Annotated in this window: 23 protein-coding genes and 1 pseudogene; 12 read left to right on the top strand and 12 right to left on the bottom strand. The window is 72.0% G+C overall.

Translation table 11 applies throughout. The features are described 5' to 3' along the window. Together AB0J72_RS14400 and AB0J72_RS14405 are read left to right on the top strand one after the other, a co-directional pair. Window positions 1–963: a hypothetical protein gene (locus AB0J72_RS14400; RefSeq protein ID WP_363398668.1), complete on the top strand. Its 963-nt coding sequence runs from the start codon at window positions 1–3 to the stop codon at window positions 961–963. A gap of 3 nt (window positions 964–966) precedes the next feature. Next, window positions 967–2184, top strand: a complete 1218-nt coding sequence (locus AB0J72_RS14405) for an adenylosuccinate synthetase (RefSeq protein WP_363398670.1) — start codon at window positions 967–969, stop codon at window positions 2182–2184. Window positions 2185–2216: 32 nt separating this feature from the next. On the opposite strand, the gene AB0J72_RS14410 is transcribed toward AB0J72_RS14405, so the two are convergent. The 3 genes and pseudogenes from AB0J72_RS14410 to AB0J72_RS14420 all read right to left on the bottom strand — a co-directional run bounded on the left by AB0J72_RS14410 (window position 2217) and on the right by AB0J72_RS14420 (window position 6308). Then, window positions 2217–3419, bottom strand: coding sequence for a hypothetical protein (locus AB0J72_RS14410; protein WP_363398672.1), 1203 nt, complete (start codon window positions 3417–3419; stop codon window positions 2217–2219). A gap of 148 nt (window positions 3420–3567) precedes the next feature. Continuing rightward, window positions 3568–4227: pseudogene (locus AB0J72_RS14415) on the bottom strand (IS5 family transposase); the annotation flags it as partial. Window positions 4228–4532: 305 nt separating this feature from the next. Beyond that, window positions 4533–6308: a DEAD/DEAH box helicase gene (locus tag AB0J72_RS14420; protein WP_363398674.1), complete on the bottom strand. Its 1776-nt coding sequence runs from the start codon at window positions 6306–6308 to the stop codon at window positions 4533–4535. Window positions 6309–6427: 119 nt separating this feature from the next. Between AB0J72_RS14420 and AB0J72_RS14425 the strand changes: the two genes are divergently transcribed. Then, the gene (locus tag AB0J72_RS14425) at window positions 6428–6838 is read left to right on the top strand and encodes a hypothetical protein (RefSeq protein WP_363398676.1); all 411 of its coding nucleotides are present in this window, start codon (window positions 6428–6430) and stop codon (window positions 6836–6838) included. Here AB0J72_RS14425 and AB0J72_RS14430 read toward each other — a convergent pair. The 3 genes from AB0J72_RS14430 to AB0J72_RS14440 all read right to left on the bottom strand — a co-directional run bounded on the left by AB0J72_RS14430 (window position 6825) and on the right by AB0J72_RS14440 (window position 10264). After that, window positions 6825–7364: an RNA 2'-phosphotransferase gene (locus tag AB0J72_RS14430; protein ID WP_363398678.1), complete on the bottom strand. Its 540-nt coding sequence runs from the start codon at window positions 7362–7364 to the stop codon at window positions 6825–6827. The genes AB0J72_RS14425 and AB0J72_RS14430 overlap by 14 nt on opposite strands. Then, window positions 7333–8739, bottom strand: a complete 1407-nt coding sequence (locus AB0J72_RS14435) for a bifunctional 3-(3-hydroxy-phenyl)propionate/3-hydroxycinnamic acid hydroxylase (protein ID WP_363398680.1) — start codon at window positions 8737–8739, stop codon at window positions 7333–7335. Before AB0J72_RS14435 ends, AB0J72_RS14430 begins: the two co-directional genes overlap by 32 nt. Before the next feature lie 100 nt (window positions 8740–8839). Further along, entirely contained in the window at window positions 8840–10264 is a 1425-nt protein-coding gene (locus tag AB0J72_RS14440; RefSeq protein WP_363398682.1) for a cellulase family glycosylhydrolase, read from the bottom strand. A gap of 131 nt (window positions 10265–10395) precedes the next feature. Between AB0J72_RS14440 and AB0J72_RS14445 the strand changes: the two genes are divergently transcribed. Further along, window positions 10396–10890 (top strand): DUF892 family protein, encoded by a 495-nt coding sequence (locus AB0J72_RS14445; protein ID WP_363398684.1) that lies wholly within the window; start codon window positions 10396–10398, stop codon window positions 10888–10890. 46 nt (window positions 10891–10936) lie between these two features. Here AB0J72_RS14445 and AB0J72_RS14450 read toward each other — a convergent pair whose 3' ends face one another. Next, window positions 10937–11695: a serine protease gene (locus tag AB0J72_RS14450; RefSeq protein ID WP_363398686.1), complete on the bottom strand. Its 759-nt coding sequence runs from the start codon at window positions 11693–11695 to the stop codon at window positions 10937–10939. Between the two features lie 56 nt (window positions 11696–11751). Beyond that, entirely contained in the window at window positions 11752–12525 is a 774-nt protein-coding gene (locus AB0J72_RS14455; protein ID WP_363398688.1) for a putative protein N(5)-glutamine methyltransferase, read from the bottom strand. A gap of 29 nt (window positions 12526–12554) precedes the next feature. On the opposite strand from AB0J72_RS14455, the gene AB0J72_RS14460 reads away from it, so the two are divergent. The 6 genes from AB0J72_RS14460 to AB0J72_RS14485 all read left to right on the top strand — a co-directional run bounded on the left by AB0J72_RS14460 (window position 12555) and on the right by AB0J72_RS14485 (window position 17735). Next, window positions 12555–13523: a zinc-binding dehydrogenase gene (locus AB0J72_RS14460; protein ID WP_363398689.1), complete on the top strand. Its 969-nt coding sequence runs from the start codon at window positions 12555–12557 to the stop codon at window positions 13521–13523. A 70-nt stretch (window positions 13524–13593) separates the two neighbouring features. Then, window positions 13594–14223 (top strand): hypothetical protein, encoded by a 630-nt coding sequence (locus tag AB0J72_RS14465; RefSeq protein WP_363398691.1) that lies wholly within the window; start codon window positions 13594–13596, stop codon window positions 14221–14223. Then, complete coding sequence (locus AB0J72_RS14470) at window positions 14220–15422, top strand: hypothetical protein (RefSeq protein ID WP_363398693.1); 1203 nt, start codon at window positions 14220–14222, stop codon at window positions 15420–15422. The genes AB0J72_RS14465 and AB0J72_RS14470 overlap by 4 nt, the downstream gene beginning before the upstream one ends. Then, on the top strand, window positions 15406–16164 hold the full coding sequence (locus AB0J72_RS14475) for an alpha-ketoglutarate-dependent dioxygenase AlkB (RefSeq protein WP_363398695.1): 759 nt from the start codon (window positions 15406–15408) through the stop codon (window positions 16162–16164). The genes AB0J72_RS14470 and AB0J72_RS14475 overlap by 17 nt, the downstream gene beginning before the upstream one ends. Window positions 16165–17044: 880 nt before the next feature. Then, window positions 17045–17161 (top strand): transposase, encoded by a 117-nt coding sequence (locus AB0J72_RS14480; RefSeq protein ID WP_363398966.1) that lies wholly within the window; start codon window positions 17045–17047, stop codon window positions 17159–17161. Further along, entirely contained in the window at window positions 17154–17735 is a 582-nt protein-coding gene (locus AB0J72_RS14485; protein WP_363398697.1) for a DUF4240 domain-containing protein, read from the top strand. The genes AB0J72_RS14480 and AB0J72_RS14485 overlap by 8 nt, the downstream gene beginning before the upstream one ends. Here AB0J72_RS14485 and AB0J72_RS14490 read toward each other — a convergent pair. Then, complete coding sequence (locus AB0J72_RS14490) at window positions 17723–18352, bottom strand: pyridoxamine 5'-phosphate oxidase family protein (protein ID WP_363398699.1); 630 nt, start codon at window positions 18350–18352, stop codon at window positions 17723–17725. The genes AB0J72_RS14485 and AB0J72_RS14490 overlap by 13 nt on opposite strands. Window positions 18353–18419: 67 nt before the next feature. Between AB0J72_RS14490 and AB0J72_RS14495 the strand changes: the two genes are divergently transcribed. Then, on the top strand, window positions 18420–19766 hold the full coding sequence (locus AB0J72_RS14495) for an aspartate aminotransferase family protein (protein ID WP_363398701.1): 1347 nt from the start codon (window positions 18420–18422) through the stop codon (window positions 19764–19766). Between the two features lie 46 nt (window positions 19767–19812). Here AB0J72_RS14495 and AB0J72_RS14500 read toward each other — a convergent pair whose 3' ends face one another. Beyond that, window positions 19813–20841, bottom strand: coding sequence for a hypothetical protein (locus AB0J72_RS14500; protein ID WP_363398703.1), 1029 nt, complete (start codon window positions 20839–20841; stop codon window positions 19813–19815). Then, complete coding sequence (locus AB0J72_RS14505) at window positions 20751–21308, bottom strand: hypothetical protein (RefSeq protein WP_363398705.1); 558 nt, start codon at window positions 21306–21308, stop codon at window positions 20751–20753. Before AB0J72_RS14505 ends, AB0J72_RS14500 begins: the two co-directional genes overlap by 91 nt. 1423 nt (window positions 21309–22731) lie before the next feature. On the opposite strand from AB0J72_RS14505, the gene AB0J72_RS14510 reads away from it, so the two are divergent. Continuing rightward, window positions 22732–23127 carry a hypothetical protein gene (locus AB0J72_RS14510; protein WP_363398707.1) on the top strand — a complete coding sequence of 132 codons (396 nt, stop codon included), beginning with the start codon at window positions 22732–22734 and terminating at the stop codon, window positions 23125–23127. Window positions 23128–23149: 22 nt separating this feature from the next. Here the strand turns inward: AB0J72_RS14510 and AB0J72_RS14515 are convergent, their stop codons facing one another. Next, a complete protein-coding gene (locus tag AB0J72_RS14515) occupies window positions 23150–23530 on the bottom strand; it encodes a hypothetical protein (protein WP_363398709.1) in 381 nt (126 codons plus the stop codon). Between the last annotated feature and the right edge of the window lies 1 nt (window position 23531).

Raw genomic sequence — 23531 nt, forward strand, 5'->3', positions numbered from 1 at the left:
ATGGGAAGTGGGATCTGGTCGACCGACGTCTACGACGCCGCCGACCGCTACCGTCGCGCCACCGGCGCCAGCGCGTTCGCGTACAGCGACTCCGGCGCCCGCACCGTCCACAGTGCACTCGACCCGAAGGGCGTCGGCAAGCGCGAGAGCCGGGACTCCGACGAGCACCCCGACTCGGTCGCCATCGCCGTCCTGTTCGACGTGACCGGCTCGATGGGCTCCGTGCCCCGGGTGCTGCAGCAGAAGCTGCCGCAGCTGCTCGGCCTGCTGCTGCGCAAGGGATACGTGAAGGACCCGCAGATCCTGTTCGGCGCGATCGGCGACGCCACCTGCGACCGGGTGCCGCTGCAGGTCGGGCAGTTCGAGTCGGACAACCGGCTCGACGAGGACCTCGGCCGCTTCGTGCTCGAAGGTGGCGGCGGCGGGCAGATGACCGAGTCCTACGAGCTCGCGATGTACTTCATGGCCCGGCACACCAGCATCGACTGCTACTCCAAGCGCGGCAAGCGCGGGTACCTCTTCATCATCGGCGACGAGCAGGCCTACTCGCGGGTGAAGCCCGGCGAGGTCCGCGACGTCATCGGCGACAAGCTCGGCGAGGCGATCGGCTTGCGGGCGATGGTCGACGAGGTCCGCCGCATGTACGACACGTACTACATCCTGCCCGCCGGCTCGTCCTACGCCGGCAACACCACCATCCTGGACTTCTGGAAGGACCTCCTCGGCCAGAACGTCATCGCCCTCGACGACCTGGACGCGGTGTGCGAGACCATCGCCCTCACGGTCGGCCTCGGGGAGGACTCCATCGACCTGGACGAGGGCCTCGAGGACCTGCGCGAGGTCGGCTCGGCGGCGACCGCGACCGTCGGCAAGGCCCTCGCCCGCATCGGCGGCGGCCGCGCGCCCGTCGCGACCGGCTCGGCGCCCACCATGTCCGGCACCACCAGCGTGGAACGGTTGTAAGCCATGCGGCACGTCATCGTGGTGGACCTCGGATACGGGGACTGCGGCAAGGGGACCGTCGTCGACCACCTCTGCGCCACCCGTGACGTGCACACCGTGGTGCGCTTCAACGGCGGCGCCCAGGCCGCGCACACCGTCGTGCTCGGCGACGGCCGCAAGCACACGTTCGCACAGTTCGGGTCGGGCACGTTCCGGCCCGGCGTGCGGACCCACCTCTCGCGGTTCATGGTCGTCGACCCCCTCGCCCTGGCCGCCGAGGCCGACCACCTGGTGGGACTCGGCGTCCACGACGGGTGGTCCCGGCTCACCGTCGACCGGGCGGCGCTGCTGTCCACGCCGTATCACCGCGAGGCGAACCGGGCGAAGGAGCTCGCCCGGGGCGCCGACCGGCACGGTTCGTGCGGGATGGGCGTCGGGGAGTCCATGGCGTACGCGCTGCGCCACCCCGACGACGCGCCGCGGGCCGGCGACTGCGCGGATCCGCCGCTGCTGCGGGCGAAGCTCGGCCGGCTCCGCTCCAGGTTGGGTGTGGACGGCCCGCCGGTCGACGCGTGCGTCGAGGCGTACACGGCGTTCGCCGCCACTGTGTCCATTGTGGACGGACTGCGGATCGAGGGGCCGTGCGTGTTCGAGGGCGCGCAGGGTGTACTGCTGGACGAGTGGCACGGGTTCCACCCGTACACCACCTGGAGCACGACGACGTTCGCCAACGCCGAGACACTCCTGGCCGGCGAGCCCGCCTACCGGCTCGGGGTCCTGCGGACGTTCACGACCCGCCACGGCGCGGGTCCGCTCGTCACCGAGGACCCGACGCTGCCCGTCACCGACCCCAACAACCCCGCGAACCCGTGGCAGGGCGCGTTCCGCGTCGGCCACTTCGACGCGGTCGCGCACCGGTACGCCCTGGACGTCTGCGGCGGCGTCGACGGGCTCGCCCTCACCCACCTCGACACCGCTTCGGCGCATCCGGACCTGCGGATGTGCGTCGACTACGACGGCGTCAAGCCCACCCGCGGCCGGACCGGCGACCTGGACCGGCAGGAGCGCCTCACCCGCGCGATGGCGTCCAGCCGGCCGCGCCTCGTCCCGGTGGACGACTGGACCGCCGCGGTCGAGGAGCAGCTGTCGGCGCCCGTGGTGCTGGAGTCGCACGGCCCCCGCTCGGAGGACAAGACGTCCACCGATTCGGCACCGCCGGTGGCCGCCCGGGTGACATGCTGAAGCCCGCACCTCAGTCGCACCACAGTCGAACCTCAGCCGGTCGTGTGACGCTGCCTGTCGAAACCTTCGGGAGGGACACGCATGGTCATGGGACTCGGTCGGGGCACGCTCAACGCGGTCCTCCTCGCCACCGCGGCGGGCCTCGCGATCGGCGGCGTCGCCGGCGTCGTGTCCCCCACGTTCGCCGAGGCCGGACCGTCCGCGCCGCACCGGGCCGCCCCCGCGACGGTGGTCACGGACGTCGACGTGCTCACCGGCGACCACATGAGCATCACGGTCCGCTTCAGCAACCCGGGCCGCGCGCCGCGCCACGTCGCCGCCACGGACATCAGCGTGTCCGCCGGTGCCGTCGTCCTTCGCTCCCGTACGACCAGCGCCTTCGACGTCCGGCCGGGCGCCACGGCCACCTCGACGTTCGACTTCGACACCCCGCCGAGCGGCGCGTCCCTGACACTCAACCTGCCGGGTGAGGCGCTCCCCCTCTGACCCCCCTTCCCGGTCGCCGCCCGCCGCGCCAGCAGCACCAGCGCGACCGCACCGGCGGCGAGCACCACGCCCGCGGTGTAGGCGAACGGGTCGAGCACGAACAGGTCGCCGCCCGCCGAACCGGTCCACCCCGTCAGCGCGCCGAGCAGCGTCCACAACAGCGCCGCCACCCCGTCGCCGACCATGACGACGAACGGCCCGGCCAGCGCGGTCAGCACCAGCGTCCTCGGCACCCGGCCGTCGCCGAGGCCGACGACCCCGGCGAACGCGGCGATCACGAGGGTCTGCGCCACCATGTACGCGGCGTTGTTGAGATGCAGCAGCTGGAGCAGCTCATACGTGTCGTCGGCCAGCACGGTGTACCGGGTCGCGACCGACCGGTGCGCCGCCGCGACCGCGCCGCAGCAGATCAGGCCGGCGGCGAGCACCCAGCCGGACCTGACGAGGACCCAGCGCCCGCGCTCCGCCGGCGGGTCGCCCCCGCCCCCACGGGCAAGCAGCGCCGCACCGAGGACCAGCCCGAGCAGCCCCGGCACGAACTCCGCGACGACCTCCATCCCCAGCACCGCGTCCAGCGCCGCCCCGTGCGGGTAGCACTCGTTCGGGTCGCCACACCCCGGCACCCCGGCCCGGTCGAGCTGCCGCTGCACGACGCCGGCCGCGAACCAGACGTACCCGGCGGCGACGGCACTCACCACAACGGCGCCGACCAGGTACGGACGAAGCACCCGCAGCGCAACCCACATCATCCGGCGGCCACCTCCGTGATCGTCACCGGCGCCGGACCCGCGGCGAGCCCGGCATCAGCGCCTCCAGGGCAGGCCGCCACGCACACCACAGCAGGGCACGCGTCTCAATCGAGGCCGCCGCGCACTGCCGGCTGCCACCGCGGCTCGACCAGGGCCGACGGTTGAAGCAGCGTTCCACGACATTGCGGCGCCGGTAGACGGCTGGGTCGAAGTCCGGTGTGGCCGTCCGCCGAGGCTGCCTTTGCCGGCCCGGCAGGCGATCTGGTCGGATCGTTCCGGGATGGTGTGCCGGACGCGTCGTTGCCGCAACGCTCGGCGGGTCGGGTCGTGGGCGCAACCCTTGTCCGCGATGAGCATGTCCGGCCGGCGCCGCGGCGGGCGGCCGGGCCGGGCGATGCTGATGCCGCCGAGCAGGTTGAGCAGCTGCGGGTTGTCCCCGGCCTGCCCAGGGGTGAGCAGGATCGACAACGGCCGGCCACGACCGTCGACGACGAGATGGATTTTGGTGCTCAGCCCGCCGCGGGACCGGCCGATCGCCTCACCGTCCTGCGTACCGACCGCCGCTGCACCGCTGCACCGCTGTGCCCGACGCCGGTGGATCCCCCTTACCGGCTCCAGCCGAATGCTGGTGCGCCCGCACGATCGAGGAGTCCACGCTCACCGTCCACTCCACGGGCTGGCCGTCGTCGTGGACCTGCGCCGCGGCCAGAACCCGCGCCCAGGTACCGTCAGCGGTCCACCGCCGCAGCCGCTCGTGTCAGGTCTTCCACGGCCCGTACCGTTCCGGCACATCAGGCCACGACGAACCACCCGACACATCATCGATCACCTACCCCATGATCGACAGGACAGGGCCTAGGACGCCGACCGTCCGAGGTCGGCACAAGCGGCGGCGGTCCCCCATCACGCGGGCTCGGCGGGGCGGGTGCGGCGTCGGTCACCGGTGGGTGGTCACCCGCCGTCGCGGACGTCATGGCCCGGCTGGGTGGGCTGGTCTCGTCCTACCCCGCACCGTTCCCCGCGCCGTCCCGAGCATCGTGCCTGGCGCGGTCCCGAGCATCGGGCCGCCGCCGAATGGTTCGGCGGCGGGTTCGCGGAAGGCGGGCGCGGGGGTCAGTGGTTGAAGCGCTCGCGGCGGACGACGGGGCGGCGGCCCTTCAGGGTGGTGCGGCGCAGGGTGTCGATGACCTCTTCGACGGCGCCCTCGGGGACCTCGACCAGGGAGAAGCGGTCGGTGATCTCGATGGCGCCGATGTCGCGGCCGCTCAGGCTCGACTCGCCGGTGATGGCGCCGACGAGGTCCTGGGGGCGGATGCCGGCAGCGCGGCCCGCGCCGACGAAGAGCCTGGTCATGCCGCCGGCCGGCACGCGGCGGCCGCCCGCGTCGCGGCCCCGGCCACGGCCGTCGGCGTCGCGGACCGCGACCCGGCGCCCGGGGCCCGGGCGGTCTCCCGAGCCCGCACCCGCGCCGGGCCGGCCACCGCCGAAGCCGGAGCCCGAGCCGGAACCGAAACGGTCGGAGGGCTCGCGGGGTGCGCGGAGGGTGATGTCGGGGATCTCCTCCTGGTCGCCCTCGCCGATGCCGGTGGCGTCGTGGGCGATCTTGACCGCGGCCATCGCGATCTCCATCAGGTCGAACTCGTCGCTGAGGGTCTCCACGACGACGCGGAACTGGGTGAGGGCCTCACCGTCGGCGGCGAGCAGCTCGTGGATGGCGGCGCGGGTGAGCTCGAGGCGGCGGGCCCGCAGGTCGGCGACGGTCGGGACCTTCTCGATGAGAATGCGCTGCTTGGTGATCCGCTCGATGGTCTTCAGCATGCGGTGCTCGCGGGGCTCGGCGAGGGTGATCGCGATGCCCTCGCGGCCGGCGCGGCCCACGCGGCCGATGCGGTGGACGTAGGACTCGGGGGCCGAGGGCACGTCGTAGTTGACGACGTGGGTGAGGTGCTCGACGTCCAGGCCGCGGGCGGCGACGTCGGTGGCGACGAGCAGGTCGGCGGTGCCGTTGCGCAGGCGCGCCATGACCCGGTCGCGCTGCTCCTGGCCCATGCCGCCGTGGAGGGCCTCGGCACGGTACCCGCGGCCGTTGAGCGTCTCGGTGAGCTGGTCGACCTCGTCGCGGGTGCGGCAGAAGACCAGCGCGGCGCCCGGGGCCTCGACGTCGAGGATGCGGCCGAGGGCGGCGGGCTTGTGGGCGCGGCTGACGACGTACGCCACCTGCCGCACCAACGGAGCCTCGCCGGCGGGGGTCGGCGCGCGGCCGATCTCGATCCGGACCGGGTCGTTGAGGTGGCTGCGGGCGAGGCCGTCGATGCGCGGCGGCATCGTGGCGGAGAAGAGCACCGTCTGCCGGTCCTCGGGGGTCTCCTGCAGGATCGCCTCGATGTCCTCGGCGAAGCCCATGTCGAGCATCTCGTCGGCCTCGTCGAGCACGACGACGCGCAGGTCGTGCAGGTGCAGCGTGCCGCGGCTGATGTGGTCGAGGGCCCGGCCGGGGGTGGCGACGACGACGTCGACGCCGTGCTCCAGGGCGCGCAGCTGGCGGCCGATCGGCTGGCCGCCGTAGATCGGCACGACGCGGGTGCCGAGGTCCTTGCCGTAGCGGTGGATCGCCTCGGACACCTGGACGGCCAGCTCGCGGGTGGGCACGAGGATGAGCGCCGAAGGGTTGTCGCCGCCGGGCGACGGGATCGTCTGCAGCAGCGGCAGCGAGAAGGCGGCGGTCTTGCCGGTGCCGGTGGCCGCCTGGCCGAGCAGGTCACGGCCCTCCAGCATCGGCGGGATCGCCTCCCGCTGGATCGGGGTGGGCTCCTCGTAGCCGAGGTTGGTCAGCGCCTTGAGCAGCTCGTCCCGCAAGCCCAGTTCGGCGAAGCCGGTGTCTTCGGTCACGGTGGGGCTCCTCAATCGCGAAATTCGTGGCTTCTACCAGCATCCCAGGCCCGGCGTCCCGCCGCCTGAGCGGTCCGCCTGGATGTGACCTGCGACCAGCCGACTGGTACAACGAGCGAGTGGCCGATGACGACTGGCAGGCGCAGCGGGCCCGTGCGGTGGCGCACCACGGGGCCGAACTCGACCGGCGCCGCGCCGCGGAAGCCGAGCAGGCGGCGGCGCTGATCGAGCGGTTCGTGGCTGACGCGCTCGCGGCGGGCCTGCCGACCGAGTCGCTGCGGGCCCGCTCGTATGGCGGTCGTTCCTACCGTACGCCGTTGCGCGGCTGGTACCTCAACAGTGAGCACACCATCGCGGTGGGTGACGACGGCCGGTACTACTCGCTGCTGGTGCCGTCGAGCGCGACGGCGTGGCTGACCGGGGTGACGCCGCAGCCGCACGCGCCCCGGCTCATCGTCGGCGAGGGCGGCCGCGACGGCGAGTCGATCCCCCTGCAGAAGCTCCTGGACAGCAAGCTCACAGCCGGATGAACGCGGCCGGCACCTCGTCGGTGAGCCACACGCCGTTGCCCGAGACGTAGAACACGTGGCCGGCGCGGGCCATCTCCCCGGCGAGGACGGTGAGCACGGCGACGGCGCCGCCGCGGCGGGTGCCGACCCGGCGGGCGGTCGCGGTGTCGGGTGACAGGTGCACGTGGTGGCGGCCGCCGCGGTTGAGGCCGGTCGCCTGGATCGACGGCAGGGCGGCGGCGCCGGTGCCGTGGAAGAGCACCTCCGGCGGCTCCTGCGGGGTGAGCCCCAGGTCGACCGGCACGGAGTGCCCCTGGTTGGCGCGGATCCGCTCGACGCCGCCGGGTCCCGTCTCGACCGCGTAGCGCTGCTTGTCGTTGCCGGCGACGACCTCGTCCAGGTCGGCCCGGGTGATGCCCATGGCGTCCAGGAACACCCCGACGGGCACCCAGCCGCCCGGGTCGAGGGTCAGGCCGACCCGCGCGGGGTCGTGGCGCAGCGCCTTCGACATCCGCTTACTGAGCTTGACCAGCTGCTGGTGATCCATGGCCGTTCCATTGTCGGCCCCGCCGCAACCGGATAACGACGCGATCCGGCCGGATCAGGACCGCGCGGCGCCGGCCCATCCAGCGCCGCAGCGCGCCGGACGGGTCGAACTCGGGCGTCACCGCGATCACCGTGGCGCCGCCGTGCTTCATGACCACGCCGGGGCGGGTGAGGACCGCCCAGCCGTCGCCGAGCGCCTCGTCGAGCCGGACCGTCCGGCCGGCGCGCACCACGAACGGCTGCGGGGCGAGGGGGCCGACCCCGCGCAGCGGCGGGCTGGTGGAGCGCAGTGCGAGGCCCTTCAGGCCGGGCAGCCGCCACACCGCGCCGAGCACGACCCGCCGCACCGCCGCCGCGCGGTCCTGGCCCCCGGTCATCGCCCACCCTGCCACGATCGCGAGCCGGATCTGCGCCTTCGCGTGCGGTTTGCGTTCGCGCTGGTACGAGTCGAGCACCGACGGGTCGCCGGAGACGCGCCAGGCCGCCAGCTTCCACGCGAGGTTGTACGCGTCGCGCAGGCCGGCGCCGAGGCCCTGGCCGATGAACGGCGGCGTCTGGTGGGCCGCGTCGCCGAGCAGGAACACCGTGCCGCGCCGCCACGTGGCCGCGATCCTGGCCCGGAACGTGTACTGCGCCGCCCGGACCACCGTCACCGCCGCACCGGCCTGCCAGGGCGCGAGCAGCTGGTCCACGTCGAGCGGCGGCTCGCCGTCGTGCATCCGGAACTCCCACCTGTACCGGCGAGACCCCAGCTGCATGAAGGTGGCGGCGCGACGCGGGTCGCAGATCTGGTGGACGCCGCCCCACGCGTCGAGGTCCCGGTCGGTGACGCCGTCGACCACCAGCCACCGCTCCTCGAACCCGAGGTCCTCCAGCTCGGCGCCGATGGCCTCGCGGACGGTGCTGTTGGCCCCGTCGCAGCCGAGCACCGCCGACGCCCGCAGCGACGACCCGTCGGCGAGGGTCACCGAGGTGGACGTGACCCCGGTGACGGTGACCCCGCCGCGGAACTCGATCAGCGGCAGCTCGGCGACCCGCGCGCGCAGCAGCCGCTCCAGGTCGGGCTGGTCGAACATGTTGGCCTGCGGCCAGCCGTGCGGGCCGGGCCCCGGGTCGCGGCGGAACTCGGCCATCACCCGGTGCCTGCCGTCGAGCAGCCGCAGCCCCAGCCCCGGCCGGCTGACCGCGGCGAACGCGTCGGCGACGCCGAGCTCCTGCAGGATGCGCATGACCTCGTCGTCGACGTGGACGGCCCGGGGCAGCGGGTACGGCTCGGGGTAGCGGTCCAGCAGCAGGCACGGCACGCCGCGCTGGGCGAGCAGGATCGCGGAGGCGGCACCGACCGGTCCCGCCCCCACGATCACCACTGGGTCCACGCGGCGAGGTTACGTCAGGCCGCCGCCTCCGCTGCGCTGCGGCGTCGGCCTGCGCCAAACTGCGTCCATGATGAGCGGCCCGAGCCGCTCCGCTGGCCGCTCATCCGCAGCGCGTCCCGTTGAGCGTGAACGCGGTCGGCGCGGTGTTCGTGCCGTTCCAGTTGGACAGGAACCCGAACGTCACGGTGCCACCGGAGGGGATGCTCGCCGTGTAGCTCACGTTGGTCCAGGTGACCGCGGCGCCGGACTGGGCGTAGGTGGCGCCCCACGACTGGGTGACGACCTGGCCGTTCGCGTAGCTCCAGGTCAGCGTCCAGCCGTTGATCGCTCCGGTACCGGTGTTCGTCACCTTCACGTCGCCCTGGAACCCGCCCTGCCACTGGTTGGTGACGCTGTACGCGACCTTGCACGCGCCGGACGGCGGCGGGGACGACGACCTCGACGGCGACGGCGACACCGAACGGGAGGGCGACGGGGACACCGAACGGGACGGCGACACCGACGACGTCGGCGACGTGACCCCGCCGTAGACGGTGGCCTCCTTGGCGGTGGCCTTGATGCCGTTGGCGCCGTTGAAGATGCGCTCGCCCCAGCTGGTGAGCTGCGCGGGGTTGAAGCCGGTCACCATGTCGAGGTACTCGACGCCGCCGCCGTTGCCGCTCCACGACCAGCCCAGGTAGCCGATCCGCAGCGACTGGGTGGTCGCCATGATGGTGTCCTCGTCGGGGTTGCCGTCGGAGTGGTTGAACCCGAACTCGCCGACGACGATCGGCAGCTTCGCGGTGACGAACCGGTTGAGGTAGTCGTTGATCTCCGCGGCGGTGTCGAACACGCCGTACATGTGGATCGAGAACACCGTGTTCTTCAGCGGGTCGGCGGCGAAGACGGTCGCCGCGTTGTCGCGCATCGTGAACGACCAGTCCTGGCCCCAGTTGGGCGCGTCGACCATGATGGTGTGCTCGAACCCGTTGCTGCGCAGGCGCTTGACCGCGTTGGCGGTGTCGGTGGCCCAGTTGGCGACGGTGGCGGCGTTGTTGCCGTAGGGCTCGTTGCCGATGTTCACGATGACGTACTTCTCCTGGCCGGCGAGGGCGCTCTTGACGCTCAGCCAGTAGTCGACCGCCCGGTCGAGGGTGATCGCGCCGCTCTGCTCGCCGTAGCCGGTGGTGTCGTGCGCCTCCAGGACGCAGATGAGCCGGTTGGCCTTGCACAGCGACACGACGTTGGCGACGTCGGCGGTGTCGTTCTTGGTCCAGCGGTCGCCGGTGGCGAGCACGACCCGGACGCTGTTCGCGCCGAGCGCCTTGATGTTGGCGAACGAGCTGGTCTGCGTCGGGTACCAGGTGTGCGCGTGGCTGACGCCGCGCATGACGAACTCGGCGCCGTTGGCGTCGTAGAGCCGGCCGTTGCTGACGGTGAAGCCGGTCGCCGCCGACGCCGGCTGCACGGCGACGAGCACCGACACCGCGACCGCCAGCACGATCGCCAGCACTGGGGCCGCCGCGAGGGTGATCCGCGTTCTCATGTTGGTCCTCCTAGGGGGTGTTGGACGCAACATATGAAGCGCTTCAGTTCACGGTCAACGATGTCAGCGCCGGCCCCCAGGTCGGCCGCCGCGGCGGTGTGAAACTTGCAGCGTCGGGTAGCTGAGGCCGCATGACCATCGACAATCCGTCCGACCTGTTCCTCTACGAGCTGTCCGGCATGTACGACGCCGAGCGCAAGAGCAACCATCTCGTCGGCGAGATGCTCGGCCAGGCCGAACACAGCCCCCTCGCCCAGATTCTGCGGGCCCAGCAGCAGCAGGGACAGCAGAAGATCCAGAACATCGAGACGTGCTTCGCGATGATGGAGATGGAGCCGGTCGAGGTGCCGTGCTCGACGCTCGACGGGATGCGGGCGGAGTTCCAGGCGTTCGCCGGCCAGCAGCCCTCCACGGAGGCGATGGAGATCTACGCCGTGGACGCGGAGACGAAGCTGGCGCACTTCGGCATCGCCGGCTACCGCGGACTGATCGACAAGGCGCTGCTCATGGGCGAGACGCAGTGCGCGCAGATCCTGCAGACCAACCTGGTGCAGAAGCAGGAGAACGCGGGGACGTTCGAGCGGATCAGCCACGAGCTCGGCCAGCGGGTGGCGATGCAGATCTGAGGCCCGTAGGGGGCCCCGACATCGGGCCCCCTCCGGTCCTCCGGGGTCAGCCCCCGAGACTCGCCGCAGCGGAGGCGATCGCCGAGGCGAACGTGCTCACCTGCGTGTAGACGCCCGGGTAGTTCGGGCGGGCGCAGCCGTTGCCCCAGCTGACGATGCCGACCTGGATCCAGGCGTTGGCGGCGTCGCGGCGGAACATCGGGCCGCCCGAGTCGCCCTGGCAGGTGTCGGTGCCGCCGGCGGCGTACCCGGCGCAGATCTCGTCGTTCGGGATCAGGTCCGGGTAGGAGTTGTCACAGGTCGAGTCCGCCACGTACGGCACGGTCGCCTTGAGCAGGTAGCGCTGCTGCGCGCCGCCCTCGCGCGCCGCACCCCATCCCGCGACGGTGAAGGTGCCGGTGTTGTACGTGGTGTTCGTCGCGATCGGCAGCGTGGCCAGGCCGCTGACGGGCGACGCGAGCCGGATCAGCGCCCAGTCCTTGCCGTTGCCGTTGTACCCGGGTGCCCGGTACACGTAGTTGGACCTGACCTGGATGCGGCTGGCCGACTGCAGGTCGACCACGCCCAGCGTCGCGGTGATGCTGGTGTTGGTGCCGGTGCCGCCCACACAGTGCGCGGCGGTGAGCACCAGGCGCGGGCTGTACAGCGCCCCGCCGCAGCCCATCGAGAGCCGCACCATGAACGGGAACTCGCCCTGCGCCGCACGGGTGCCGCCGACGACGTCCTGCTGGGCGTGCGCGACGCCCGGCAGCACGCCGACGGTGGCGATGACGGCGGTCAGGACCGCCAGGAACCTTCGAACCATCCGTAGCCTCCCCAACGAGTGGATGATGGGGAGGATGGTATCCATCGATTCGATACTTATGGATATATCGTCCGGCTCATACTGCCGACCACGACGCTGGTCTCGGTCTCCGGGTCGGTGACGGTCGTGGGCGTCAGGCCGCACCCGGCGAGGACCGCGTGGACCGCGTCCAGCTGGGCGTCGCCGGCCTCGGTCAGCAGGCGCCCGTCGCCGGTCAGCCAGCGTGGCGCCTCGGCCGCGACCCGGCGCAGCACGCGCAGGCCGTCGTCGCCGCCGTCGAGCGCGGCCCGCCGCTCGTGCACCCGGAACTCCTCGGGCAGGAACGCGATCTGCGCCGTCGGCACGTAGGGCACGTTCGCGAGCAGCACGTCGACCCGCCCGCGCAGGTCCTCCGGGAGCGGGTCGAAGAGGTCACCCTCGTACACCTCGGCGTGCGGGAGGTTCCGCCGCGCGCAGGCCACCGCGGCCGGGTCGACGTCGGTCGCCACCAGCCGGGTGCGCTCTGTGCCGCGGGTCGCGGTCGCGCCGAGCGCCCCCGTGCCGCAGCACAGGTCCAGCACCGTGTGTCCACTGTGGATGAACTTGCGCGCGGTGACGGCCAGGAGCTCGGTGCGGTGGCGCGGGATGAACACGCCGTCCTCGATGGCGAACCGTTCGCCCGCGAACGACGCCCACCCGACGAGGTACTCGATGGGGTACCCCTGCACGCGCCGATCGACGAGCGTTTCCAGTCGTTCGTCGTCGCCGCCGGCCGCCTCGGTGAGCAGCGCGGCCTCATCCTCGGCGAACACGCATCCGGCGGCGCGCAGCCGGTCAATAACCGTGGGCACGCCGCACTCTAGCGTTGCTACTCTGACGTGTGCGCGCGGTTATGCTGTCCGGCCCCGGTCCCGTGTCCAACCTGAGCGTCGTCGAGGTGCCGACACCCTCGCCGCCGCCCGGCTGGGTCAGGATCCGCGTCAAGGCGTTCGGGCTCAACCGGTCGGAGCTGCACACCCGCCTCGGCCTCGCGGAGGGCGTGGTCTTCCCCCGCGTCCCGGGCATCGAGGCGACGGGCGTGGTGGACGACCCGGGTGACTCAGCGTTTGAGGTCGGCCAGCAGGTCGCCACGATGATGGGCGGGATGGGCCGCACCTTCGACGGCGGCTACGCCGAGTACACGGTCGTGCCCGCCGCGCAGGTCATCCCGTTCGCGTCCGAACTGCCGTGGCCCGCGATCGGCGCCGTCCCGGAGACGCTGCAGACGGCGTACGGCTCCGTCGTCACCGCCCTGGACCTGCGACCCGGCCAGACGCTGCTGATCCGCGGCGGCACGTCGTCGGTCGGCCTGGCCGCCGCCGCGCTCGCCCGCGACCTCGGGGCGACCGTGCTGTCCACGACCCGCTCCCCCGGCCGCCTCGCGGCGCTGACCGCGGTCGGCGTCACCCACCCGCTCGTCGACGACGGCTCGGTCGCCGCTCAGGTCAGGGCGCTGTTCCCGGACGGCGTCGACGCGGCCCTGGAGCTCGTCGGCACCCCTACCCTGCCTGACACCCTGGCCGCGACCCGCGTCCGGGGCACGGTCTGCTTCACCGGCATGCTGTCCAACGAGTGGCTGGTCCGCGACTTCTACCCCATCGGCTACCTGCCGACCGGAGTCCGCCTGACCGCCTACGGCGGCGAGGCGAGCGACCTGCCGCCCGCGGTCCTGCAGCGGTTCCTCGACCGGATCGCCGCCGGCGAGCTGACCCTCGGCCCGGTCCACACGTACGCGATGGACGACATCCGCACCGCCCACACCGACCTGGAGCGGGGCACCCACGTCGGCAAGCTCGTCGGGCTGGCCTGATGTCCGTGGACGCCGCCGGCCCGATCGTCGTGCACACCCACCGCTTCCTGATCCAGGCGGTGCGGTAGCCGTGGAGTACCCCGACCTGTCGCCGTACGAGTACTACGAGTTCCCGCTCTCGATGCGCAACATCGGCTGGCTGGGACCCTCCTTCACCCCGCGACCGCCCGCCCCGGACGCCGACCCGCGACCCCTGCGCGCCGCCTCCCGCGTGCTGTCCAGCGTGATGCTCGGCCGGCACGTCTGCCCGTGGTGCCCCGGAGAGACCACCCCCGGCGGCGGCAACGGCGAGTACCACTACTACGCCCACGACGGCGAGGTGTACGCCGCTCCGGCCATGCTCCTGCACTACGTCGAGGTGCACGGGTACCGGCCGCCGGAGCGGTTCCTGCAGGCCCTGCGGGTGCCCGGCGAGCTGCCCTGGGACGACCGCGCCGAACGCCTCGCCACCCTCCTGCTCGACCCGTCCGAGGATGTGTTGCTGCGCACCGCCGGCATCGTCGACCTCGCGTCCTGGAAGCACCCCCGTACCCTCGACGTCCTCCTGCAAGCGGCCCACGACCCGAAGCTCGACGTCGCCGGCGACGACATCGGCTGCGCCCTCGCGCTGCTGCCCTACGACGTCCCCGCCGACGATCTTCCCGAGCTCGTCCGCTGGGGCTTCGACCTGCAACGCACCACCGACGGTGCCAACCCGTGACGTCGCATTCGAACGGCAGGTACAACGTCATGCACACCGCAGAGGCCCGCATCGATGAAACGGGCAACATCCTGGTCGCGCCGGCGGCCCTGCACGACGATCCGCTGGTCAGGGACTTCTTCGGGGCCGTGAGCACGCCGGAGGAGCTGCCCGCCGTGCATCGCAGGACCGTCTACCTGTGCGGCGACGTGTCCAGCATCGGCGCGCACGCGCTCGACGGGGCCGCGCGGGTGTTCGTGGTCGACGGGCTGTCGCACGGCTCCGCGCCGTGGCCGGTCGCCGATCCCGGGCAGGTGCCTGTCCACGTCCATGGCGCCGGCGTGTACTACCGGCGGTTCTTCGACCCCGGCGCCGGCCACTTCGGCCGGATCAGCGCGGAGCACGCGTTCCAGTCCCTCACGGAGTCCACCAAGCCCGGCACCGCGCACCGCACCGGGATCTACCTGACCCCCGTCACGCGGGACGGCGACGAGCTGCACTTCCGCCTGCTCCGGTGCTCGACGAACCTCTCAGGCCCGACCGAGAACTTCGCCGCGACCGACACACGCATCGTCGAGGCCCTGAACCGGGAGGCCGCCCACGTGTTCCGCGGCCACGCCCCGCTGAACCACGTCCTCGCGCAGATCTACCACAACACCCCGGGCACCGACGAACGCAAGCAGTCCAAGGCCAAGATCTCGGCACACGCCGACAAGACCAAGGACATGCCCGGCAACGGCGTCATGGCCTTCTGCACCTTCTACGACGGGCTCGACAAGCTGCGCCCCCTGGGCCCCTTCGACCACGGCCTGAACGGTGTCAGCGGGCTCACCAGGCTGCAGTTCCGGCTCAAGGCGCCGGCCGACCTTCCGGAGCAGTTCACCCTGACCCTCTATCCCGGCTCCGTGTTCTTCATGCCGCTGTCCACGAACCGGCTGTACACGCACGAGGTCCGCCCCCCGACGCTGGACGCCGGGCTGCTGCCGACCCGCCTCGGTTATGTGGTCCGCTGCTCGAGCGCCGAGGCCGTACACAGGAACGGGCAGACGTTCCTCAAGACGGACGGCGGCCCGGTCGAGCTCGGACCGCCAACCCCCGAGGGCATGGCCGAGCTGCGCAGGTTGTACGCCGAGGAGAACCGGACCCAGTCGCTCGTCCACTACGGCGACGAGCCGCGCTTCAGCATGAACTCGGGGGACTACCTTGCACCCCGGGTCTGAGTTCCGCTCGTACACGCTGCCCACCGACGGGAACCCGTTCGAGGAGCTGTTCGCGTCGGCACGGTTCGAACCGGTGGGCAAGGGCCGGCTGGGCGCCGTCCTGGTCGCGACCGCCGAGACGGGCGACGTGCCGATCGTGCGCACCACCACCCGCTACAGCCTCCCCGCGCAGCGTTTTCCGCCGGTGTACGAGCAGCTGGCGCGACACGTCCAGACACTCGCGGCCCTCCCCGCAGCCTTCAACAACGCGCTCGTCGAGAGCTACACGAACGCGTACACGACCATGGGCGGCCACAGCGACCAGGCCCTCGACCTGGCGGACGGGTCGTCCATCGCGGTCTTCTCCTGCTACGAACGCCCCGAGGTGCACCCGCCACGGAAGCTGGTCGTCGAGCCGAAGGACCCCGGCGACACCTTCGAGATCCCGATGCCCCACAACAGCGTCATCGTCTTCTCCCTCGCCACCAACCGGCGCCACCGACACAGGATCGTGCTGGACAGACCCGCCCAGATGCCCGACAACCGCTGGCTCGGCGTGACCTTCCGGACCTCGAAGACCTTCGTCCAGCACCACGACGGCCACGCTCACCTGCGCACCGGCGCGCCCCTGACCTCAGCCGACGACACCCAGCAACGCGAGTTCTTCCAGCTGCGGCGCCGCGAGAACACCGAAACGGACTTCACCTACCCCTCCCTGACGTACACCCTCAGCGCCAGCGACCTGCTCCCGCCCCTCGAGTGACCCACCATGGTCGTGTCGTCCGGTCGGTGCGGGACAGGTCTGGCGCTGGAAGCGGATGACCCGTTGGGTCGGTTGGGCGGCGCGCCCGTTGGGCAGAGCCTGGACCTTGGTGGTCAGCCGGCCATGGGACCGGCGGCGCCAGCACAGCCCACTCGTCGTTGCTCAGAGCGTGTTTGAGAAGTGGGTCTGTTTGTCGTCGAGGTAGCCGGACGTCACGGCTGCGGTGTTACTCATCGGGCCTGACCGACGTGCAGGTCTCGACCGAATGACCGAACTCATCGGCCGCCTATCGCACCCAACGCCGTATCTTGCCTCGGTGACCTACTTCGCGGACCTGACGCCCTACGCGAGGCCTCCACAGCTGTGAGTTCTGCCCGTCGGACGCGGATCCCGTCGCCGATCCGCGGCCAGACGGGCGGCCCTGGCTTGCGTTCCGCGAGATCAGGGTGCCGGCCCGGCCGGGCGTGATGTTCGCGGCGCCAGCGCTGATCTGGCATTACGTCTACCGGCCGCCCGCGGAGTTCGTCGAAGCGGTACGACGTTACGACGCCGGCTGGGCCACCGAGCCAAGCCCCCGGATCCCACCCGACGCGGAGCGTGAAGTCTGGAGCCGGCCCCCCATCAACGCCATGATTCCATGTGTGAGCTGCGGTAAGGCGTTCGAGTTGCACTGGGACAAGATCCGATGAGGTGCATCGGCGTGCCTACGTGACCACCGATGTCGATGCCGCCAACGTGGCCGGAGCCTCCGGCCGTGGCGGTACCCCACAGACCTGACCGACGAGCAGTGGGCGCTGGTCGGGCCGCTGCTCCCAGCGCCCAAACGCGGTGGTAGGCCAGAAAGCATCCACGCAAATCCATTGTGGACGCGGTTCTGCACGTGGTCCGCACCGGCTGCGCCTGGCAGTACCTGCCACGCGCCTTCCCGCCATGGCAGACGGTCTCCTGGTACTTCAAGCAGTGGGCGAGGGCTGCCGGATCATGGAGCGGTGGATGAGGATGCGTTCTGGCGGGCGGTCGAGTCGGCCGGGGACCGGCGGTTCCGGGCGTTGGAGGCGCGGCTGGCGCGGTTGCCGGTCGGGGACATCGTGCGGTTCCACACGATGATGGTGGAGAAGTGCGACCGGTTGCTCACCTGTGAGCTGTGGGAGGCGGCCCAGATCATCACCGGTGCCGAGGTGTCGGAGGACAACTTCTACTGCTTCCGGCCGTGGGTGGTGGCGCTGGGGCGGGAGATGTTCGAGTGGGTGCTGGACGATCCTGACCTGCTGGCCGAGCATCCGCAGGTGCGGCGGCTGGCGGGCATGCGGGGTGAGCGCTGGTCGGACGAGGACTATCCGCACGCGGAGGAGCTGCTCGGCGTGGGTGAGGCCGCGTTCGAGGTCGTCCTGGCCAAGCTGCATCCGAGGTACGCGGCGCTCGTGGAGTTTCCGGACGCGTTCGAGCGGAGGCCGCGCGGGATTCCCGACGCGCGGTGGCCGGCGGGGTTCGGTGAGGCCGGGCGGCTGGAGCGGCTGTACCCCGACCTCACCGAGCTGTTCGCGGGAGGGGGGAAGGGTCAGGAGGTGTAGAGGCCGCGGGTGTAGCGGTCCTCGGCGTAGTACTCCTCGAGCTGCTCGAGTGACTCGTTGGTGTTCTGGACGCTCTTGATGAGCTTCGCGTGGGACGGCAGGTCCTCGGGGGTCCAGGTCTCGGGCTTCCACAGGTTGGAGCGCATGAATGCCTTCTGGCAGTGGAAGAAGATGGTGTCGATGTCGACGACGAGGGCGAGGATCGGACGGTGGCCCTCCACGACCATCGAGGAGAACCACGGGGCGTCGGTGAGCAGGCGGGCGCGGCCGTTGATGCGCAGCGTCTCGCGGCGGCCCGGGATCAGGAAGATCAGGCCGACGTGAGGGTTGGCGAGGATGTTGTGGAAGCTGTCGGCGCGCCGGTTGCCGGGGCGCTCCGGCAGGGCGATGGTCCGGTCGTCGATGACGTGGGTGAAGCCGGGCGGGTCGCCCTTCGGGGAGACGTCGCAGTTGCCGTCGGCGTCGGAGGTGCCGACGAGGACGAACGGCGACAGCGCCAGCCAGTCCCGGTCGGTCTGTGCCAGGGTGCTGCGTTCCTTGCTCGCGGCCCGGGGCATCGGCGACCCGAGCAGGTCCTCCAGTTCAGCGGTCGAGGTGATCTGCATGGTCCTCAGCATAGGACCCGTAACAACCTGTAACGATGAAGCTATTGTACGGCCGGACGTGTGCGATTAGCGTCGGCTCATGACCGGACACATCTCCGACGCGGACGCCTACCGTGACGACCGCGCGCACGTCTTCCACTCCTGGTCGGCGCAGCGGGCGCTGGACCCGGTCGTCGTCACCGGCGGCCTCGGCAGCACGTTCTGGGACGCCGCCGGCACCAGGTACCTCGACTTCTCCTCACAGCTGGTGAACCTGAACCTCGGGCATCAGCACCCGCGGGTCGTCGCCGCGATCCAGGAGCAGGCGGGGCTGCTGTGCACGGTCGCGCCGAGCTTCGCCAACCCGGCGCGCAGCGAGGCCGCGCGGCTCATCGCGGAGGTCGCGCCCGGGGACCTGTCGCACGTGTTCTTCACCAACGGCGGCACCGAGGCCAACGAGCACGCCGTCAAGATGGCGCGGCTGACGACCGGGCGGCACAAGATCCTGGCCGCGTACCGGTCGTACCACGGCGCGACCACCGGATCGATCACGCTCACGGGCGATCCGCGCCGCTGGGCCAACGAGCCCGCGATGCCGGGCGTCGTGCGCTTCTTCGGCCCGTACCCCTACCGCTCCTCCTTCCACGCCGACAGCCCGGAGCAGGAGACCCAGCGCGCCCTGCAGCACCTCGAGGAGGTGTTCATGTTCGAGGGGCCGGGCACGATCGCCGCCGTCGTGCTGGAGACGGTCGTCGGGACCAACGGGATCCTCGTGCCGCCGCCCGGGTACCTCGCCGGGGTGCGCGAGCTGTGCGACCGGCACGGGGCGCTGCTGATCTGCGACGAGGTGATGAGCGGGTTCGGCCGGTGCGGGGAGTGGTTCGCCGTCGACCGGTGGGGTGTGGTGCCGGACCTGATCACGTTCGCGAAGGGCGTCAACTCCGGTTACGTCCCGCTGGGCGGCGTCGTGCTCGGCGACAAGGTGTACGACACGTTCGCGGAGCGCCCGTTCCCCGGCGGCCTCACGTACTCGGGCCACCCCCTGGCCTGCGCGGCGGCCGTCGCGACCATCGAGGTGATGCGCGACGAGCGGATCCCCGAGCGGGTCAAGGACCTCGGCGAGCGGGTCGTCGGGCCGCGGCTGGAGAAGCTGCGCGACCGGCACCCGTCGGTCGGTGAGGTGCGCGGCCTGGGCCTGTTCTGGGCGATCGAGCTGGTCCGCGACCGGGACACCCGCGAGATGCTGGTGCCCTACAACGCGTCCGGCGCCGCGGCCAAGCCGATGGCCGACGTCGTCGCCGCCTGCAAGGCCCGCGGCGTGTGGCCGTTCACGCACTTCAACCGGCTGCACGTGGTGCCGCCGCTGGTCGTCACCGAGGAGGAGCTGCTGCAGGGCATCGACGCGATCGACGACGCCCTCGACGCGGCCGACGCGCACGTGGCGTGACCGGTCGGGCGCTGCTGGGATCTTTCCAGCAGCGCCTCCGTCCCGGTCAGGGTGCGAACGGATACGCCCGCAGCGTCGTCTGCTCCAGCCCCTCGGCCGTGGCCCGCAACGACACCCAGCCCTTGCCGCCGGGGTGCGCGACCGCGACGTGCGTGGCGGTCACCAGCGCCGGGAACCACGAGCGCCCGTCGTCGTAGGACACCTCCACCCCCGGCCGCACCGCCGTCGTCGCCTGCGTCGTCATCCGGTACGGGAAGCGAAACGCCCGACCGGCGGTGGCGGTGCCGTCGGCACGCAGTACAGGGGCGAAGGACACCGCGCGCAGCGGCATCCGCCGCCAGTCCCCGCCGGGCACATGTTCGGACCGGAACGTCCAGGCGACGTCGACGACGGTCCCGAACGCCGCCGGCTCCGCCCGCATCTCCAACCGGAACAGGCCCGGCTCCGGCGGCACCTCGAACACCCCTTCCGCGGCGCCGGCCTCGGCGACGAGCACGCCGTCGCGGTACACGGCCGTCCGCGCCCGCGCGTACTCGACGCTCCCCGGATGCCCGGCGCCGTCCCCGTGCAGCCGGGCCGCGACGACGAGCGTGTCACCGTTGCGCGACACCCACTGCTCGGGCAGCTCCTGCACCTCGACGCTCGGCGCCGCGACCCCCTCGTTCCACGCCGTGCCGGCCGGCCCTTCCAGCCGCACGCCGGCGGCCGGCTCCTCGAACGTCGTCCGCCACGTCACGCCGCCCGCGTCGAGGTTGTAGTGGTCGTCGCGGTGCGCCGGGAGCACCTCGATCGGCAGGGCCGCGGCGAACACCCCGCCTCCGCCCGGCATCCGCGGCCTCGTGTACGTGACGCCCGCGCCGCCGACCCTCGCCCCGAACCGGCTCCTGACCGTGCTCAGCTGCCCGGGGGTCAGGGTGCGGGCGAGACCAGCGGGCAGCCGCCCGTACACCATCCAGGCCAGGAAGTAGGCGGCGCCGGCGGCGGTCATGGTGACCGCGACCATGACCCGGAACCCGTCGACCGGCCGCTCCCCGCCCAGCGCCCCGAAGTACACGCCACGCAGGTCCCCGCGCACCGGTTCTCCCACGTCTCACCACCGCTGACCGGCATCCTGTACCTGACCTCGAGCAGCTCCGGCACCGCATCCTGCCGCGGCACGGCGATCGCCACGGGCCGCCCGGCCCGCGCGTCGGCGGTCACTGTCACCGGCCCGTCGACCCGGATTCCCGGCTGCACGAGCCAGGTCCGCACGCGGTCCTCCTGCACCTCCACCGAGACCAGGTACGTCCCCCGCTCGACCGGCACCCGCATCGTCCCCTCGAACGGCATCCCGATCGGCTCGGCGGGCCGGTCGGTGCGGACCAGTTCCAGGAACGCCTTCGCCGCCCCACCGCCGGCCCTTCCGACGGCGACGACGGTGATCTCGGCCGTCCCGGCTGTCCCGGCGGCCGCGGCTGCCGTGGCGACCCCGGGCGCTCCGGACGCGAGCGCGGTGCCGGCGGTCGCCCCGGCCACAAGGATGGTCCGTCTGCGAATCGTCACACCTGCACACGCGGCGACCTCCGCCCGGGTTCCCCTTCTTTCGGCCGGTGTGCGGGGGGTGTGGTTGGGGGGAGGATGGGTGGTGAGCGGTTCAAGGGGGAGGTCGCTCATGCCACGGTCGTACTTTTCGTTGTCCGCACCGCTTTCCGGTCCGGCGCCGCGGGTTTCGGAGGTCGACTGGGTCGCTGTCGGCGCCGCTCGCCGGGCCGCCGCCGCTGAGGAGTACAGCCGCCGGCGCGAGGCCAGGACGCGCGCCAAGGCGGAGTTCGCCGAGGCCCGCACGCACGGCCTCGCCGCCCGCCACGCCACGAAGCTGGCCCGCCTCCGCAACGCCCGCACCCTCACTACTGCACCGGCAACACGTCCGGCCGCGCCACCAGCGTCCCCTCCGACCGCGCCCCCGCCGCCCGCTCCGACCGAGACCCCGCCGCCCCCGCCGACCGCACCCCAGCCGACGCCTCCAGGCCGCGCCACCGCCGACGCCTCCGACCGCCTCACCGGCACCGCGTGCGCCATCCAGCCCGTGCTGCCCTCGGCCGCACACTCGACCACCTCGCCGGCAACGTCCGTGGCGGTCGGGCCAGCGCCGCCAACCACCCAGCGGGCAACGGATCCGGCTGCACCGCCACCTTCAGCCGCTTCGCCACCGGCGCTCGCGACGGTCCAGCTGGTGATGCCCTCGGTCGCGACGGCGGCAGCACGCTCGGCCGTCTCGGTAACGTGTGCGGGCACCCCAGCGGCGACGCCCTTGGCTGCGACATCGGCAGCGGGCTCGACCGCATCGGCAACGCTGGTGCCACCCTTGTCTGCGACGTCGGCAGCGGACTTGACCTCGTCTGCGGGCACCCCGGCGGTGACGTCTGCGGGGCACCCAGCCAGTCAGGCGTTCGACGGATCCGCACGCGAGCGCGCAGTCCGGCGCACCGGCATCGGCGCCGCCTGCGACCGCCGTCCTCGGCACCCGGCGGCACTCGCTGCGCCGCCTGCACCCTCGGCAGCGCCCGCCGGTCCAGGTCCACCGGCGACAACGGTTCCCATCTCGGTCCATCGGGTGGCGCACCCGAGCCGCGCCGTGCCCGTCGGCGGCAACGCCTTCGTCCACTCCACCGGCGTTGAGTTCCACCGGTCCAGCGGCGTCCCGTGCCCCGCCGACCCTCCCACGTCTGCCGGCCGACCGCGGATGCCCACACACGTGGTGGCGCGCCGCTTGCCGGTGGCGCGCCGCTTGCTGCCTGGATCCGCACCGAGTCTTCGCGGGGATCGCCGGTTGCCGACGGCATCCCCCACCACCGGTGATGCGTCCCCTGCTGTTCCGCCGTCAAGGTCACGGTCATCGCGACGGCGGCCCAGTCGTGGGACAGTGACTCCCCTCTCGCCCACAAACCTGCTGGCGGCGGTCGATCATGGTCGCGATACTTCGCGGATGAGCAGATTCACCGAGGTCATCGTGCTGGCGAAGGAAGCGGAGCAGGTGATGGAGCCGCTCACGGTGCCCGACCCGCAGCGCGGGTGGCACCAGTGCTTCGGTCGCGTCGACGAGAACCAGTTCTACGGCACGAACTTCGGCTCGTCCGAGTGCTACGCCTGGGTCATCCAGTTCCAGCGCCAGACCTGGGCGGGGTTGCTGCCGCTCCTCGAGTCGCTGCCCTGGCCGCGGCCGGAGTCGGTCCAGGTCCTCATCCGCGATGAGGAGGACGACTGCTTCGGCCTGTGGATGCTGTACGACGGCAAGCTGGCCGAGGTGCCGCTGCCTCGCACGGACCGCTACGACAACGGCCGAACCATCACAGGCGTCCTGTCCCGCACCGACCGGACATGACCCCAGCGGGGCCTCGGAATTGTCAGGGAGTGGAGACGACGAGGGGTTGGGAGTCCTCGGACAGGAAGTGGTCGCCGGGGAGGGGTTCGATGTGGACGTGGTACGGCAGGGGGCCGGGCTCGGCAGGAGCCTCGACGTTCGAGGCCAGGATGTCCAGTGCGGGCAGGGCGCCGTGGATCTGGAGGGTGGTGCTGTCCTGGGAGACGGTGATCGAGGCCTTGCCGGTGGTGGTGTGGGTGATGGTGATGCTGGACAGGGACGCGTCGTAAGGGGACGGGTCGGTGGTGGTGTCGAGTGGGCAGGTGCCGGAGCCGGCGCGGATCAGGGTGGCGAGGTGGTGCAGTTCAGCGGGGGTGCCCGACAGGTCCAGCTCGTCGGTGCGGTGGGAGTAGCGGACTCGCATG

Source organism: Dactylosporangium sp. NPDC049742 (genome assembly GCF_040674675.1).
In the GTDB taxonomy this organism is placed as follows: Bacteria; Actinomycetota; Actinomycetes; order Mycobacteriales; family Micromonosporaceae; genus Dactylosporangium; species Dactylosporangium maewongense.